Raw genomic sequence first — 15,288 nt, 5'->3', positions numbered from 1 at the left:
GAGCCTTTAAAAATCAAGGCTCTGTGGATCCAATTTTGCAAAGTGTCAACGAGCCGTGATTTTCCAGGCGCGGTGGATCTTGCCGTTACGGGCGAAATCCGGGTCGATGGTGCTGGCGGTGATTTCCTCGACCGCGTAGCGCTCGGCCAGGTTGTCTTCAAGCTGGAACTTGCGGAAGTTGTTGGAGAAATACAACACCCCACCGCTCGCCAGTCGGGCCATGGCCAGGTCGATCAACTGCACCTGATCTCGCTGCACGTCGAAGATGCCTTCCATGCGCTTGGAGTTGGAGAAGGTCGGCGGATCGATGAAGATCAGGTCGTACTCTTCGCGGCAGTTTTCCAGCCACGCCATCACGTCGCCCTGCTCCAGACGGTTCTTGTCGGAGAAACCGTTGAGCGACAGGTTGCGGCGCGCCCAGTCGAGGTAGGTTTTCGACAGGTCGACACTGGTGGTGCTGCGCGCGCCGCCCTTGGCTGCGTGCACGCTGGCGGTCGCGGTGTAGCAGAACAGGTTGAGGAAGCGCTTGCCGGCGGCCTCTTTCTGGATCCGCATACGCATCGGCCGGTGATCGAGGAACAGCCCGGTGTCGAGATAGTCGGTGAGGTTGACCAGCAACTTCACGCCGCCCTCGGTCACTTCATTGAACTTGCCCTGGGCGGCCTGACGCTCGTACTGTTTGGTGCCGCTCTGACGCTCCCGGCGCTTGACCACCACGCGGCTCTTGTCGATGTTCAGCGCCTGCGGAATGGCCGCCAGGGCGTCGAACATGCGGATCGAGGCCTTTTCCGGGTCGATCGACTTCGGCGCGGCGTATTCCTGAACGTGCACCCAGTCGTGGTACAGATCGATGGCCATGGCGTATTCCGGCATGTCCGCATCGTAGACGCGGTAGCAATCGATGCCTTCACGCTTGACCCACTTGCTCATGGCCTTGAGGTTCTTTTGCAGGCGGTTGGCAAACATCTGCCCGCCTTCGCTCAGGCGCGGTTGCTCGATCACTGGCGCCGGGGCCGGCGTCGGTTTGATCGGGTTGCCGTTCTTGTTGAACTTGCGCTCCTGCGGCTCGTTCGGCGTCTGGTCGTAAGCGGCTTGCTCGCGCTCGGCCTGACGTTGTTCCGGGGTGCGGCGCTCGCCGGTGACGAACTGATCCGGCAGGACTTTGATCAACAGCAGCTTGCACGGCAACGCACCGTTCCAGAACGAATACTGCTTGTGGCTGCGGATGCCCATGCGCTTGCCCAGGTCCGGCGCGCCGGTGAACACCGCCGCTTCCCAGTTCAGGCAGGCCTGACGCAGACGCTCGCCAAGGTTCTGGTAGAGGTACAACAGGCTGGCTTCATCACCCAGACGCTCGCCGTACGGCGGGTTGCAGATGACCAAGCCTTTCTGGTTCTGGTCCGGACGCGGCTCGAAGGTCGCCACTTCGCCCTGATAGATCTTGATCCACTCGCTCAGGCCGGCGCGTTCGACGTTGTTGCGGCCCGGCTGGATCAGCCGTGGGTCGGCTTCATAACCACGAATCCACAGCGGCGGCTTGGCCAGACCGGCAGCAGCACGCTCGACGGCTTCTTCATGGAGCTTTTTCCACAGCGCCGGTACGTGACCGAGCCAGGCGGTGAAGCCCCACTGTTCGCGACGCAGGTTCGGCGCCATGTCGGCGGCGATCATGCCGGCTTCGACCAGGAACGTACCGACACCGCACATCGGGTCAGCCAGCGCGCCACCTTCGGCGGCAATGCGCGGCCAGCCGGAACGGATCAGGATCGCGGCTGCAAGGTTCTCCTTCAGCGGCGCAGCGCCCTGCTGCAAGCGGTAACCGCGCTGGTGCAGGCTGTGGCCGGAGAGGTCGAGGGACAGAATCGCTTCGCCGCGATCCAGGCGCAGGTGAATGCGCAGGTCCGGATTGAGCTTGTCGATGCTCGGGCGGTCGCCCTGCGGGGTGCGCAGTTTGTCGACGATGGCGTCCTTGACCTTCAGGGCGCCGAAGTGAGTGTTGTCGATGCCCGAACCATGACCGCTGAACTCCACGGCCAGGGTGCCGTCGGCCAGCATGTGATCCTGCCAGTCGACGTCGAGTACGCCGTGGTACAGGTCTTCAGCGTTTTTCATCGGGAAGCGCTTGAGCACCAACAGCACCCGGTTGGCCAGACGCGACCAGAGGCACAGGCGATAAGCGGTTTCCATGGTCGCCATGCCACGCACGGCGGAAGTGTGTTCGCGGGCCTCTTCAAGGCCAAGCCCGACGGCTTCCTCGATGAGCAGGCCTTCAAGGCCTTTGGGGCAAGTGAGGAAGAGTTCGAAACGGTCGGACATGGTTTTTCCAGAGCCTTTGGCTGATGAACCGGCAACGCATTGCCGATCCGGTTTTCAATCAGGCGCTTTTCTACAAGAGCGCCCGCGTGGCACGAAGGTGTGCCGTTCCATCCCCGCTGCTCGGGTTAAAAGAGCTTAGATGCCGGGACAGATAAAAAAGTTGAAGCAACAAAATGACTCAAAGCAACCCTTCGTCGAATAGTACCCCAGCGTAAACGTGGGTCATTCTCACTAAAGGATTAACCTCATCATCCAGCGCGGGGCCGATCATACCGGGGTTTGGCCAACAGACGCTGGATAAATACGCGGTTACTTATGGCCATAGCATCTTTTTCGTTACGTCCTTATGACAAAACGGTCATTCCATCGATGTGACTCATTGGTTAGAACTGGACACAGGTTGACGTCGCAACGGCGTCAACACCTTGGCTCGCCACGCCGGCAGCGAGCCGCCAACGGCAGAGTTTTTCTGCCAGACCTCAGTTGAGGTCGACGCGACAAAAACAGTCAACAAGTGAGGGAAACACCCTATGAGAAGACTTAAGCGTGATCCGTTGGAAAGAGCATTTTTGCGCGGATATCAATATGGCGTTGGTGGCAAATCCCGTGAGCTTTGCCCATTTACTCTACCGTCGGTACGTCAAGCCTGGATCAACGGCTGGCGAGAAGGACGCGGCGACAACTGGGACGGTATGACCGGCACTGCGGGAATCCACAGACTCAACGAACTTCACGCCGTCGGCTGACACAGGGCACTTATTGCGACACGACAATCTGATTTCGTAACGACCTGATCACCATGCACGTCCTTCCCGGACGGCGGGCTACGGCCCAGGGGCTCCTTCGAGGAGCCCTTTTTTATGCCTGCCTTTTAAATCCGCAAATCAGCGCTTGGCGGCGATCGCGTCCACGGACTCGCGGATCAGCGCCGGGCCCTTGTAGATGAAGCCGGAGTAGATCTGCACCAGGCTCGCGCCGGCAGCGATCTTCTCGGCCGCATGCTTGCCTTCGGTGATACCGCCCGCCGCGATGATCGGCAGCTTGCCGCCCAGCTCGGATGCCAGCACTTTCACGGTATGGGTACTCTTTTCACGCACTGGCGCGCCGGACAGACCGCCCGCCTCGTCACCATGTTCCATGCCTTCGACGCCCACGCGGCTGAGGGTGGTGTTGGTGGCGATTACCGCGTCCATCCCGGTTTCGATCAGCGCCTGGGCGACTTGCGCGGTTTCTTCGTCGGTCATGTCCGGCGCGATCTTGATCGCCAGCGGTACATGCTTGCCGTGGCGCAGGGCCAGTTCGGCGCGGCGCGTGGCCAGGTCCGCCAGCAATTGCTTGAGCGAGTCACCAAATTGCAGGCTGCGCAGGCCCGGAGTGTTCGGCGAGCTGACGTTGACCGTGACGTAACTGGCGTGGGCGTAGACCTTGTCCAGGCAGATCAGGTAGTCGTCTACAGCGCGCTCGACCGGGGTGTCGAAGTTCTTGCCGATGTTGATCCCCAGCACGCCCTTGTATTTGGCCGCCGCCACCCGCGCCAGCAGGTTATCCACACCGAGGTTGTTGAACCCCATGCGGTTGATGATCGCCTCGGCTTCCGGCAGACGGAAAATCCGTGGTTTCGGGTTGCCCGGCTGCGGGCGCGGAGTCACGGTGCCGATTTCGACAAAACCGAAACCCAGTTGCGCGAAGCCGTCGATGGCCGCGCCGTTCTTGTCCAGACCGGCCGCCAGCCCCACAGGATTTGGGAATTGCAAGCCCATGACATTCACCGGCAGCGACGCCGGGGCCTTGCACAGCAAACCGTTGAGGCCCAAACGCCCGCCCGCGCCGATCAGATCCAGCGACAGATCGTGGGAGGTTTCCGGGGAAAGTTTGAACAACAGCTGACGGGCCAGGGTGTACATGGGCGGCTATGACTCGGGCGGCGAAAAGAGGCGGCGATTATAGCCGGGCATCGCCCCACCGCGCGAGGCGCACGGGTAAATCGGTGCGCATGGCATATGCCTTGCACCTTCCTCGGCATCAGCCTGCAGGCCAATGGTGGCGTGCAAGCAAGGACAATGGCGTCGTCTCTCGGTTTTGCGCGGGCAAAGCCTGGGACGGCGTTTTTTTTGAGGGTGGCTTTCATGACTCAAACCTCCGCCGGGCCGCTGGCCTGGGTCAACGGCAGCGATGCCCCGGAAAAAAGTGCGATCAACCTGGGCTTCATGGCCCTGAGCGACTGCGCCTCGCTGGTGGTCGCCGCCACCCAGGGCTTTGCTCAGCCTTACGGGTTGACCCTGAATCTCAAACGCCAGAGTTCCTGGGCCAACCTGCGGGACAATCTGGTCAGCGGTGAACTCGATGCCGCCCACAGCCTTTACGGCCTGATCTACGCAGTGCATCTGGGCATCGGCGGCATCGCGTCGACCGACATGGCGGTGTTGATGGGTCTGAACCAGAACGGCCAGAGCCTCAACCTGTCCCACGGCTTGCAGGGCCTGGGCGTGACCGGTCCTGAAGCGCTGCACCACCATGTGCACCAAACCCGCGCAAAACTGACCTTCGCCCAGACTTTCCCGACCGGCACCCATGCCATGTGGCTGTATTACTGGCTGGCGAGCCAGGGCATTCATCCGTTGCAGGATGTCGACAGCGTGGTGGTGCCGCCGCCGCAAATGGTCGCGCACTTGCAGGCCGGACGCATTGATGGCCTCTGCGTGGGCGAACCGTGGGCGGCCAGCGCCGTGCAGCAGGATCTCGGTTTCACGCTGGCGACCAGCCAGACCATCTGGCCCGATCATCCGGAGAAAGTTCTCGGCTGCACCCGCGCCTTCGTCGAGCAATACCCCAACACCGCCCGCGCGCTGGTGATGGCGATCCTCGAAGCCAGCCGTTTCATCGAAGAAAGCCCGGAAAACCGCCGCAGCACTGCGCAGTTGCTGAGCGCCCCGGAATACCTCGACGCTCCGGTGTCCTGCATCGAACCACGCTTTCTCGGCGACTACGACGATGGCCTGGGCAATCGCTGGCAGGACCCGCACGCCCTGCGCTTTCACGGCGATGGCGCGGTGAATCTGCCGTACCTCTCGGATGGCATGTGGTTCATGACCCAGTTCCGCCGTTGGGGTTTGCTGCGCGATGACCCGGATTACCTCGCCGTCGCCCGGCAGGTGCAACAACTGGAGATCTATCGCGACGCGGCGATTGCTGTGGGCGTCGCAGCCTGGGGCAAGGACATGCGCAGCAGCCAGTTGATCGACGGCAAAATCTGGGACGGCAGCGATCCTGCCGCCTACGCCCGAAGCTTCAAGCTCCATGCGCTGAGCGACAGCGCCCCCCTTCTCGCCCAGCGCTGACAGGAGACCGCGAACATGCTGCGCATTCTGCTGATCAACGACACCGCGAAAAAAGTCGGGCGCCTGAAAGCCGCGCTGACCGAGGCCGGTTTCGAGGTGATCGACGAGTCGGGCCTGACCATCGACTTGCCGGCGCGCGTCGAAACGGTGCGTCCGGACGTGATCCTGATCGATACCGAGTCACCGAGCCGCGATGTGATGGAGCAAGTGGTGCTGGTCAGCCGCGACCAGCCCCGGCCGATCGTGATGTTCACCGACGAACATGACCCCGGCGTGATGCGTCAGGCGATCAAGTCCGGGGTCAGTGCCTACATCGTCGAGGGCATTCACGCACAACGCTTGCAGCCGATTCTCGATGTGGCCATGGCCCGCTTCGAAAGCGACCAGGCCTTGCGCGCCCAGCTTCAGGCCCGCGACCAGCAACTGGCCGAGCGCAAGCGCATCGAACTGGCCAAAGGACTGCTGATGAAAATGAAGGACTGCACCGAAGAAGAGGCCTACACCCTGATGCGCCGCCAGGCCATGAGCCGCCAGCAGAAACTGATTCAGGTGGCGGAGCAGATCATCGCGATGAGCGAGTTGCTCGGCTGAAGTTTCGTGGAGCCTCTGAAGGCCCCATCGCTGGCAAGCCAGCTCCCACAGGTTTCCTTGTCGTACACAGTGTCTGTGATTAATGCAGAACCTGTGGGAGCGGGCTTGCCCGCGATTGGCCGCAACGCGGTTTCAGACTATTGGCACAAATCTCGCTAAGTAATCCCTACAGGTAACCAACGGCGGTTGCCCCACCTACGACAAAGACGTCGCTCACCTTCTTCGCCCCTTTCGGCGATCCGGGTAGCGGCGTTTTTGCGTTTTGGCCCCATCGAACGGGGCCGGTGGTGCGGCCGTGGCGGCGCCCCACTGTGCTGGTTCTGACTCCTTCTCGAGATTCTCTACCGCTGAGGTGCGCGATGAATAAAAGCTTCTGGAAATCCGGCCACACCCCGACCCTGTTCGCGGCCTTCCTGTATTTCGACCTGAGCTTCATGGTCTGGTACCTGCTCGGCCCGCTGGCGGTGCAGATTGCTGGCGATCTGCACCTGACTACCCAGCAGCGCGGTCTTGTGGTCGCCACGCCGATTCTGGCCGGCGCGGTACTGCGTTTTGCGATGGGCATGCTCGCCGATCGCCTGTCGCCGAAAACCGCCGGGCTGATTGGCCAGGTGATCGTGATCTGTGCGCTGTTCGGTGCCTGGAAACTGGGCATCCACAGTTATGAACAGGCCCTGCTGCTCGGTTTGTTCCTCGGTATGGCCGGCGCCTCGTTCGCCGTGGCCCTGCCGCTGGCCTCGCAGTGGTATCCGCCGGAGCATCAGGGCAAGGCGATGGGCATCGCCGGTGCCGGCAACTCTGGCACCGTATTCGCGGCACTGATCGCCCCGGTGCTGGCGGCGGCGTTTGGCTGGAGCAATGTATTCGGGTTCGCCCTGATCCCGTTGATCCTGACCCTGGTGCTGTTCGCCTGGCTGGCGAAAAACGCGCCGGAGCGACCAAAAGCCAAAGCCATGGCCGACTACTTCAAGGCTTTGGGTGATCGCGACAGCTGGTGGTTCATGTTTTTCTACAGCGTCACCTTCGGCGGCTTCATCGGCCTGGCCAGCGCCCTGCCCGGCTACTTCAACGATCAATACGGCCTGAGCCCGGTGACCGCCGGTTACTACACCGCCGCCTGCGTCTTCGGCGGCAGCCTGATGCGTCCCCTCGGTGGCGCACTGGCTGACCGATTCGGTGGTATTCGCACGCTTTTGGCGATGTACACGGTCGCCGCAGTTTGTATCGCGGCGGTCGGTTTCAACCTGCCAAGTTCCTACGCGGCGCTGGCACTTTTCGTCTGCACCATGCTCGGTCTCGGCGCAGGTAATGGCGCGGTGTTCCAACTGGTGCCGCAACGTTTCCGGCGCGAAATCGGCGTGATGACCGGGCTGATCGGCATGGCCGGCGGCATCGGCGGTTTTGCCCTGGCGGCAGGCATGGGCGCGATCAAACAGAGCACCGGCAGCTATCAACTGGCGCTGTGGTTGTTCGCCAGCCTTGGCGTGCTGGCGTGGTTCGGCCTGCACGGGGTCAAACGTCGCTGGAGAACCACCTGGGGTTCGGCGGCCGTGACCGCTGCTCGGGTCTGAGGCCCGAATGGCTCTGCAACTGAGCTTCGCCGAAGCCAGCGCCACCGGCCCCCGCGCGGAAAATCAGGACGCCTTGCGCCTGGTCACGCCGGCCCCGGCGCTGGCTGCCAGCAAAGGCTTTCTGTTCGCCATTGCCGACGGCGTGAGCCAGTGCGCCGATGGCGGGCTGGCCGCACGTTCGACCTTGCAGGCGCTGGCACTGGACTATTACGCCACTCCGGAAACCTGGAGCGTGGCCCAGGCCCTCGATCGTCTGCTGCTCGCGCAAAACCGTTGGTTGCAGGCCAACGGTGGCGGTCAGCCGCTGCTCACCACGGTCAGTGTGCTGGTACTGCGCGGCCGGCGATTTACCTTGGCCCACGTAGGCGATTGCCGAGTCTATCGCTGGCACGCCGAGACCTTGCAACGGATCAGCGAGGATCACGTCTGGGATCAACCGGGCATGCAGCACGTGCTCAAGCGGGCATTGGGACTGGATCAGCATCTGGTGCTGGACTTTCTCGATGGCGAACTGCGTGACGGCGAATGTTTCGTGCTGCTCAGCGATGGCGTGTGGGCGGTGCTCGGCGATACCACCATCGCCGGAATTCTGCGCGATCAGCCGGATCTGCACAGTGCCGCGCAAACGCTGGTCAACGCTGCGCACTTGGCCGGCAGTCAGGACAATGCCAGTGCGCTGTTGGTGCGGGTTGATGCTGTTGGCGAGGCCAGTCTTGGCGATGCGCTGATTCATTTGCAGCAATGGCCGCTGCCCACGTCGTTGAAACCGGGTCAGGCATTCGAAGGCTGGCAGGTGCAAGGGATTGTCGGTCAGAGCCAGCAATCACTGCTGTATCGCGTGCTCGATGGTCAGGGCCAGGCGTGGCTTTTGAAGACGTTGCCTGCACAACTGGCAGACGATGCCCAGGCCAGTCAGGCCTTGCTGGCAGAGGAATGGTTTCTCAAACGCGTCGCCGGGCGGCACTTCCCTGAAGTCCATAGCGCCGGTCAGCGTCAGCATTTGTACTACGTGATGCGTGAATATTCAGGGACGACCCTGGCGCAGTTGTTCGCACAAAGCGGCCCGCTGCCACTGGCTCAGTGGCAGGATCTGGCCGAACGTCTGCTGCGGGCAGTCGGCCTGTTACACCGACGGCAGATTCTGCACCGCGACATCAAACCGGAAAACCTGCACCTGGGGGACGACGGCGAGTTGCGCCTGCTGGATTTCGGTCTGGCGTATTGCCCCGGTCTGTCGCAGGACGCACCATCGACCTTGCCCGGAACCCCGAGCTTCATCGCGCCAGAAGCCTTTCAAGGCGCGGCGCCCAGCACACACCAGGATCTGTATGCGGTGGGCGTGACCTTGTATTTCCTGCTCACCGGACATTTTCCCTACGGCGAGATCGAAGCCTTCCAGCGCCCGCGTTTCGGGGTGCCGGTGAGTGCCGGTCGCTATCGCCCGGATCTGCCGGAATGGCTGGCGCAGTGCCTGGAGCGCGGTGTGGCGGCCGATCCTTTGCAACGCTATGAAACCGCCGAGGAATGGCTGCTGATTCTGGAGCAAGGTGAGCGCCGCAGCCTGAATGTGCGCCCTCGCCCCTTGCTGGAGCGTGAGCCGCTGAAGGTCTGGCGGACACTGGCATTACTGGCGCTGCTGGGCAATCTGGTGCTGCTGTTCCTGCTGTTTCATGGCTGATGCGGCGCTCCATTAACGGGCGTGCCGCTTCCATTCAGTGCAAAAACCACAACGAACATCTGGCCAGTTCCAGCACTACCCCAGTAAATTCGCGGCCCGCCGCGACTTGGCACAACCACTGCATTAACGTTTTCAACTGACATAAAGCCCGACCTTCAACGACGAAGGCCAGGCTTCCCGAGAGAACGGGACAAGGACAAAGGCGTCCTCGCTAGGTAACTGGCGGGACGCCTTTTTTGTTTGCGCCATTTTTGTCGAGCAAGGCCTGACTGCCCACAAGAGGCAAGCCCGATGCTCCCGGAGAACCTGATGAAAAAACTCAAACTGGTGATGATCGGCAATGGCATGGCCGGGGTTCGTACCCTGGAAGAACTGCTCAAGCTGAGCAACGAGCTGTACGACATCACGGTCTTCGGGGCCGAACCGCACACCAACTACAACCGCATCCTGTTGTCGCCGGTATTGGCCGGCGAACAGACCTTCGAAGAAATCGTGCTCAACGACCTCGACTGGTATCTGGAAAACGGCATCAAACTGCTGCTCAACCGCAAAGTGGTGGAGATCGACCGGGTCAAACGCCGAGTGATCGCCGAGGACGGCACCGAGGCCGAATACGATCGCCTGCTGATCGCCACAGGTTCGACCCCGTTCATCCTGCCGATCCCCGGCAACACCTTGCAGGGCGTGATCGGCTACCGCGACATCGCCGACACCCAGGCGATGATCGACACTGCCAAGACCCACAAGCACGCCGTGGTGATCGGCGGCGGCCTGCTCGGTCTCGAAGCGGCCAACGGCCTGATGCTGCGCGGCATGCACGTCACCGTGGTGCACCTCGGTGAATGGCTGCTGGAGCGGCAACTGGACAAGACAAGCGGCCAACTCCTGCAAACCGCCCTCGAATCCCGCGGCCTGCACTTTCGCCTGTGCGAACAGACCCAGGCCCTGCACGACGCCGGCAATGGTCGGGTCGGCTCGGTGCAGTTCAAGAACGGCGACATCATCCCCGCCGATCTGGTGGTCATGGCCGCCGGCATCCGCCCCAACACTGAACTGGCAGAAAAGGCCGGTATCCCGTGCAACCGCGGGATTCTGGTCAACGACACCCTGCAAACCTACGACCCACGCATCTATGCGATCGGCGAATGCGCCAGCCACCGTGGCATCGCCTACGGCCTGGTGGCGCCGCTGTTTGAACAGGCCAAGGTCTGCGCCAACCACCTGGCGCAACTGGGTTTCGCCCGTTATCAGGGCTCGGTGACGTCGACCAAACTGAAGGTTACCGGCATCGATCTGTTTTCCGCTGGCGACTTCATGGGCGGCGAAGGCACCGAAACCATCACCCTCTCCGACCCGATCGGCGGGGTGTACAAAAAACTGGTGATCAAGGATGACGTGCTGGTCGGCGCCTGTCTGTACGGCGATACGGCAGATGGTGGTTGGTATTTCCGGCAGATTCGTGAGAATCACGCCATCGGCGAGATCCGCGATCACCTCATGTTCGGAGAAAACGCACTTGGCGACGTAGGACATCAGGGCCAGGACAAAGCCATGAGCATGGCCGACAACGCCGAAGTCTGCGGCTGCAACGGCGTGTGCAAGGGCACCATCGTCAAGGCGATTCAGGAACATGGCCTGTTCAGCGTCGACGAAGTGAAGAAACACACCAAGGCTGCCAGCTCCTGCGGCTCCTGCGCCGGGCTGGTCGAACAGATCCTGATCAACACCGTCGGCGGCGCGGCGGACGTCAAACCGAAAAGCGAAAAAGCCATCTGCGGTTGCAGCGATCTCAACCATGGCCAGATTCGCCAGGCCATTCGCGAGCAGCACCTGCTGACCATTGCCGGCACCATGAGCTACCTCAACTGGCGCACTCCGAACGGCTGCGCTACCTGCCGCCCGGCCCTCAACTACTACTTGATTTCCACCTGGCCCGGCGAAGCCAAGGACGATCCGCAGTCGCGCCTGATCAACGAGCGGGCCCACGCCAACATCCAGAAGGACGGTACCTATTCGGTGGTGCCACGGATGTGGGGCGGCGTGACCAACCCGTCGGAACTGCGGCGGATCGCCGACGTGGCGGACAAGTATCAGGTGCCAATGGTCAAGGTCACCGGCGGCCAGCGCATCGACTTGCTGGGGATCAAGAAACAGGATCTGCCCGGTGTGTGGAAAGACCTCGACATGCCATCCGGCCACGCCTACGGCAAATCGATCCGCACCGTGAAAACCTGCGTCGGCAGCGAGTTCTGCCGCTTCGGCACGCAGAACTCGACCCAGTTGGGCATCGACCTCGAACATGACCTGTTCAACATGTGGTCGCCGCACAAAGTGAAGTTGGCGGTCTCCGGATGCCCACGCAACTGCTCGGAAGCAGGAATCAAGGACGTAGGAATCATCGGCGTCGATTCCGGCTGGGAGATGTATATCGGTGGCAACGGCGGGATCAAGACCGAAGTCGCCGAGTTCTTCGTCAAGCTCAAGACTGCCGAGGAAGTGCGCGAATACAACGGCGCGTTCCTGCAGTTGTACCGCGAAGAAGCCTTCTACCTCGAACGCACCGTGCATTACCTGCAACGGGTCGGCATGGAGCACATCAAGAAAGCCGTACTGGAAGACCCCGAGCGCCGCAAGGCTCTGAACGAGCGCCTGCAATTCTCCCTGTCGTTCGAACAGGACCCGTGGAAAGAGCGCCTCGCGCAGCCGCAACTGAAGAAAGAATTCGACGTGATCCCCGTGAAAAACCTGGAGGTGCCGGCATGAACTGGCTCGATATCTGTGCCCTGGAAGAGATCAATGCCCTCGGTTCGCGGATCATCGCCGGGCCCAAAGGCGACATCGCGATCTTTCGCACAAGCGACGACGAAGTTTTCGCACTCGATGACCGCTGCCCGCACAAGGGCGGCCCGCTGTCCCAAGGCCTGATCTACGGCAAACGTGTCGCCTGCCCGCTGCACAACTGGCAGATCGACCTGCAATCCGGCGAAGCCCAGGTGCCGGACGTCGGCTGCGCGCACCATCACCCGGCCCGAGTGGAAAACGGCCGCGTGCAACTGGCCCTGCGGGACGCCGTCTGATGAACCGCCAGACGACCGCCTCGACCTGTTGCTATTGCGGGGTCGGCTGCGGCGTGCTGATCGAACATGACGGCGAGCGCATCCTCGGCGTCAGCGGCGATCCGGCGCATCCGGCCAACTTCGGCAAACTATGCAGTAAAGGCTCGACCCTGCACCTGACCGGCGACCTGGCGGCCCGAGCGCTGTACCCGGAATTGCGCCTGGGCAAAGGCCTGGCGCGCAGTCGCTGCGACTGGGACACCGCGCTGGATCACGCCACCAACGTATTCGCCGCAACCATCGCCGAACATGGCCCGGACAGCGTGGCGTTCTACATCTCCGGGCAATTGCTGACCGAGGATTACTACGCCTTCAACAAACTGGCGCGAGCGCTGGTCGGCACCAATAACATCGACAGTAATTCGCGGCTGTGCATGTCGTCGGCAGTGGTCGGCTACAAACGCAGCCTCGGCGCCGACGCACCGCCATGCAGCTATGAAGACCTGGAGTTGAGCGATTGCGTGGTGATCGTCGGCAGTAACATGGCCTACGCGCATCCAGTGCTTTTTCGCCGCCTCGAAGAAGCAAAATCCCGCCGCCCGCAGATGAAAGTCGTCGTCATTGATCCACGGCGCACCGACACTTGTGATTTGGCCGACCTGCATCTGGCGATTCTGCCGGGCACCGATGTCGCGTTGTTCCATGGAATTTTGCATCTGTTGTTGTGGGAAGACTGGATCGACCGCGACTTCATCAAGGCCCACACCGAAGGCCTCGCCGAGCTGAAAAGCCTGGTGCGCGATTACACCCCGGCGATGGTTTCGCAGCTGTGCGGGATCAGCGTCGAGCAGTTGCAGCAATGCGCCGAGTGGATCGGCACCGCGCCGAGTTTCCTGTCGCTGTGGTGCATGGGCCTGAACCAGTCCACCGCCGGCAGTGCGAAGAACAGCGCGCTGATCAATCTGCATCTGGCCACCGGGCAAATCGGCCGGCCGGGTGCAGGACCTTTCTCCCTGACCGGTCAGCCCAATGCCATGGGCGGGCGCGAAACCGGCAGCCTTTCCAATCTGTTACCAGGCCATCGTGAAGTCGCCAATCCAGAGCATCGCGCAGAAGTCGCGGCGTATTGGGGTGTGGATAAGCTGCCGGAAAACACCGGGCTCAGCGCCATCGAACTGTTTGAACAAGTGCGCAGCGGCAAGATCAAGGCGTTGTGGATTGCCTGCACAAATCCCGCGCAATCGATGCCGGACCAGACCGCTGTGCGCGCCGCGCTGGAGGCTTGTCCGTTCGTGGTTTTGCAGGAGGCATTCCGTACCACCGAAACCGCAGCGTTTGCCGATCTGCTGTTGCCGGCGGCCAGTTGGGGCGAGAAGGAAGGTTCGGTGACCAACTCCGAACGGCGGATTTCCCACGTCCGCCAGGCCATTGCCGCACCGGGTGAAGCACGACCGGACTGGGCGATCACCGTAGATTTCGCACAACGCCTGGAGAAGCGTCTGCGCCCGCAGCAGCCGGGGCTGTTTGCGTTCGAACAACCGGCGCAGCTGTTTGACGAGTACAAACAACTGACCCGGGGACGCGATCTGGATTTGTCCGGGATCAGCCATGGGTTGATTGATGAACTGGGGCCACAGCAATGGCCCTTCCCCGTCGGTGCTCGCCAAGGTACAGCCCGGCTGTATGGCGACGGTATCTTTCCTACAGCGAACGGGCGCGCGCAGTTCGTTGCCGATCCCTATCGCGCCGCCAAGGAACAGCGCGACGCGCGCTTTCCCCTGACCCTGATCACCGGTCGCCTGCGAGATCAATGGCACGGTATGAGCCGCACGGGTACGGCTGCGCAGTTGTTCGGCCATGTCAGCGAAGCAGTGTTGAGCCTGCATCCTGACGAATTGCGCCGTCACCGCTTGCAATCGGGGGATCTGGTGAATCTGAAAAGTCGTCGGGGCGCAGTGATTGTGGCGGTCGCCAGCGATGACAGCGTGCGTCCGGGCCAGGCGTTCCTGCCGATGCACTGGGGTGATCGTTTCCTCAAGGGCGGCGTGAACAGCCTGACCCTGCCCGCCTTCGATCCTTTGTCGAAACAGCCGGAACTCAAGCACAGCGGTGTAAGGCTGGAACCGGTGAGTTTGCCATGGCAACTGTTCGCACTGATCGAGGGCGATGTTCAACGGCATTTCGAGGCGCTTCGACCGCTCTGTGAGGCGTTTTCCTACGCAAGTCTCAGCCTTGTCGGACGTGAACGGCCTGCGCTGCTGATACGCGCAGCCAGCGCCGTGGCGCCGGAGCCGCAATTGCTGCGTGAAATCGACCAGTGCCTGGCCCTGATCGACGGGCCGGTGCTGGCTTATGACGATCCTCGTCGCGCCATCGGTAAACGGGTGCGCATCGAAAACGGGCGCATCACTGCGATCCGCCTCGCTGGCGAAACCCTCGCTCAGCACTGGTTGCAAGGCCTGTGGCTGGAAGGTCGTGCCGACGAACAACTGCGGCGCTGGCTGCTGGCGCCGATGAGTGCACCGCCGGGCAATGCCGGGGCGCAGGTTGTGGCGGACAAAACCCTGTGCAACTGCAAGAACGTCAGCCACAGCGCGGTCTGCGCCGGTATTCGTGAAGGGCTGGATCTGCAGGGTTTGAAAAATACATTGGGATGCGGCACGCAATGCGGCTCCTGCGTCCTGGAAATCAAGCGTTTGCTGACCGCCGAAGTGCGTCCGGTCGCCGTTATCTGAAGA

Annotated in this window: 10 protein-coding genes; 8 read left to right on the top strand and 2 right to left on the bottom strand. The window is 61.9% G+C overall.

Annotation, left to right across the window (positions count from 1 at the left end; all coding sequences use genetic code 11):
- Nucleotides 1–45: 45 nt before the first annotated feature.
- Entirely contained in the window at nt 46–2,316 is a 2,271-nt protein-coding gene (gene rlmKL / locus ACTJK7_RS02610) for a bifunctional 23S rRNA (guanine(2069)-N(7))-methyltransferase RlmK/23S rRNA (guanine(2445)-N(2))-methyltransferase RlmL (protein ID WP_011333260.1), read from the bottom strand.
- Between the two features lie 530 nt (nt 2,317–2,846).
- On the opposite strand from rlmKL, the gene rmf reads away from it, so the two are divergent.
- A complete protein-coding gene (rmf, locus tag ACTJK7_RS02605) occupies nt 2,847–3,062 on the top strand; it encodes a ribosome modulation factor (protein WP_003223300.1) in 216 nt (71 codons plus the stop codon).
- Between the two features lie 138 nt (nt 3,063–3,200).
- Here the strand turns inward: rmf and ACTJK7_RS02600 are convergent, their stop codons facing one another.
- Nucleotides 3,201–4,220 carry a quinone-dependent dihydroorotate dehydrogenase gene (locus tag ACTJK7_RS02600; protein ID WP_011333259.1) on the bottom strand — a complete coding sequence of 340 codons (1,020 nt, stop codon included), beginning with the start codon at nt 4,218–4,220 and terminating at the stop codon, nt 3,201–3,203.
- Between the two features lie 222 nt (nt 4,221–4,442).
- Between ACTJK7_RS02600 and ACTJK7_RS02595 the strand changes: the two genes are divergently transcribed.
- The 7 genes from ACTJK7_RS02595 to ACTJK7_RS02565 all read left to right on the top strand — a co-directional run bounded on the left by ACTJK7_RS02595 (nt 4,443) and on the right by ACTJK7_RS02565 (nt 15,285).
- Nucleotides 4,443–5,654, top strand: coding sequence for a CmpA/NrtA family ABC transporter substrate-binding protein (locus ACTJK7_RS02595; RefSeq protein ID WP_323151094.1), 1,212 nt, complete (start codon nt 4,443–4,445; stop codon nt 5,652–5,654).
- A gap of 15 nt (nt 5,655–5,669) precedes the next feature.
- Nucleotides 5,670–6,245 carry an ANTAR domain-containing response regulator gene (locus ACTJK7_RS02590; protein WP_108560514.1) on the top strand — a complete coding sequence of 192 codons (576 nt, stop codon included), beginning with the start codon at nt 5,670–5,672 and terminating at the stop codon, nt 6,243–6,245.
- A gap of 359 nt (nt 6,246–6,604) precedes the next feature.
- Complete coding sequence (locus ACTJK7_RS02585) at nt 6,605–7,816, top strand: nitrate/nitrite transporter (protein ID WP_064378752.1); 1,212 nt, start codon at nt 6,605–6,607, stop codon at nt 7,814–7,816.
- 7 nt (nt 7,817–7,823) lie between these two features.
- The gene (locus ACTJK7_RS02580; protein WP_323151093.1) at nt 7,824–9,494 is read left to right on the top strand and encodes a bifunctional protein-serine/threonine kinase/phosphatase; all 1,671 of its coding nucleotides are present in this window, start codon (nt 7,824–7,826) and stop codon (nt 9,492–9,494) included.
- A gap of 309 nt (nt 9,495–9,803) precedes the next feature.
- Nucleotides 9,804–12,257, top strand: a complete 2,454-nt coding sequence (nirB, locus tag ACTJK7_RS02575; protein WP_064384028.1) for a nitrite reductase large subunit NirB — start codon at nt 9,804–9,806, stop codon at nt 12,255–12,257.
- A complete protein-coding gene (nirD, locus tag ACTJK7_RS02570; protein WP_108560508.1) occupies nt 12,254–12,571 on the top strand; it encodes a nitrite reductase small subunit NirD in 318 nt (105 codons plus the stop codon). The genes nirB and nirD overlap by 4 nt, the downstream gene beginning before the upstream one ends.
- Complete coding sequence (locus ACTJK7_RS02565) at nt 12,571–15,285, top strand: nitrate reductase (protein WP_108560505.1); 2,715 nt, start codon at nt 12,571–12,573, stop codon at nt 15,283–15,285. The genes nirD and ACTJK7_RS02565 overlap by 1 nt, the downstream gene beginning before the upstream one ends.
- Nucleotides 15,286–15,288: the final 3 nt, after the last annotated feature.

The sequence above is a fragment of the Pseudomonas sp. 22085 genome, from assembly GCF_052045815.1.
Taxonomy (GTDB): domain Bacteria; phylum Pseudomonadota; class Gammaproteobacteria; order Pseudomonadales; family Pseudomonadaceae; genus Aquipseudomonas; species Aquipseudomonas glycinae.
This window is presented reverse-complemented; position numbering and strand designations above follow the sequence as displayed.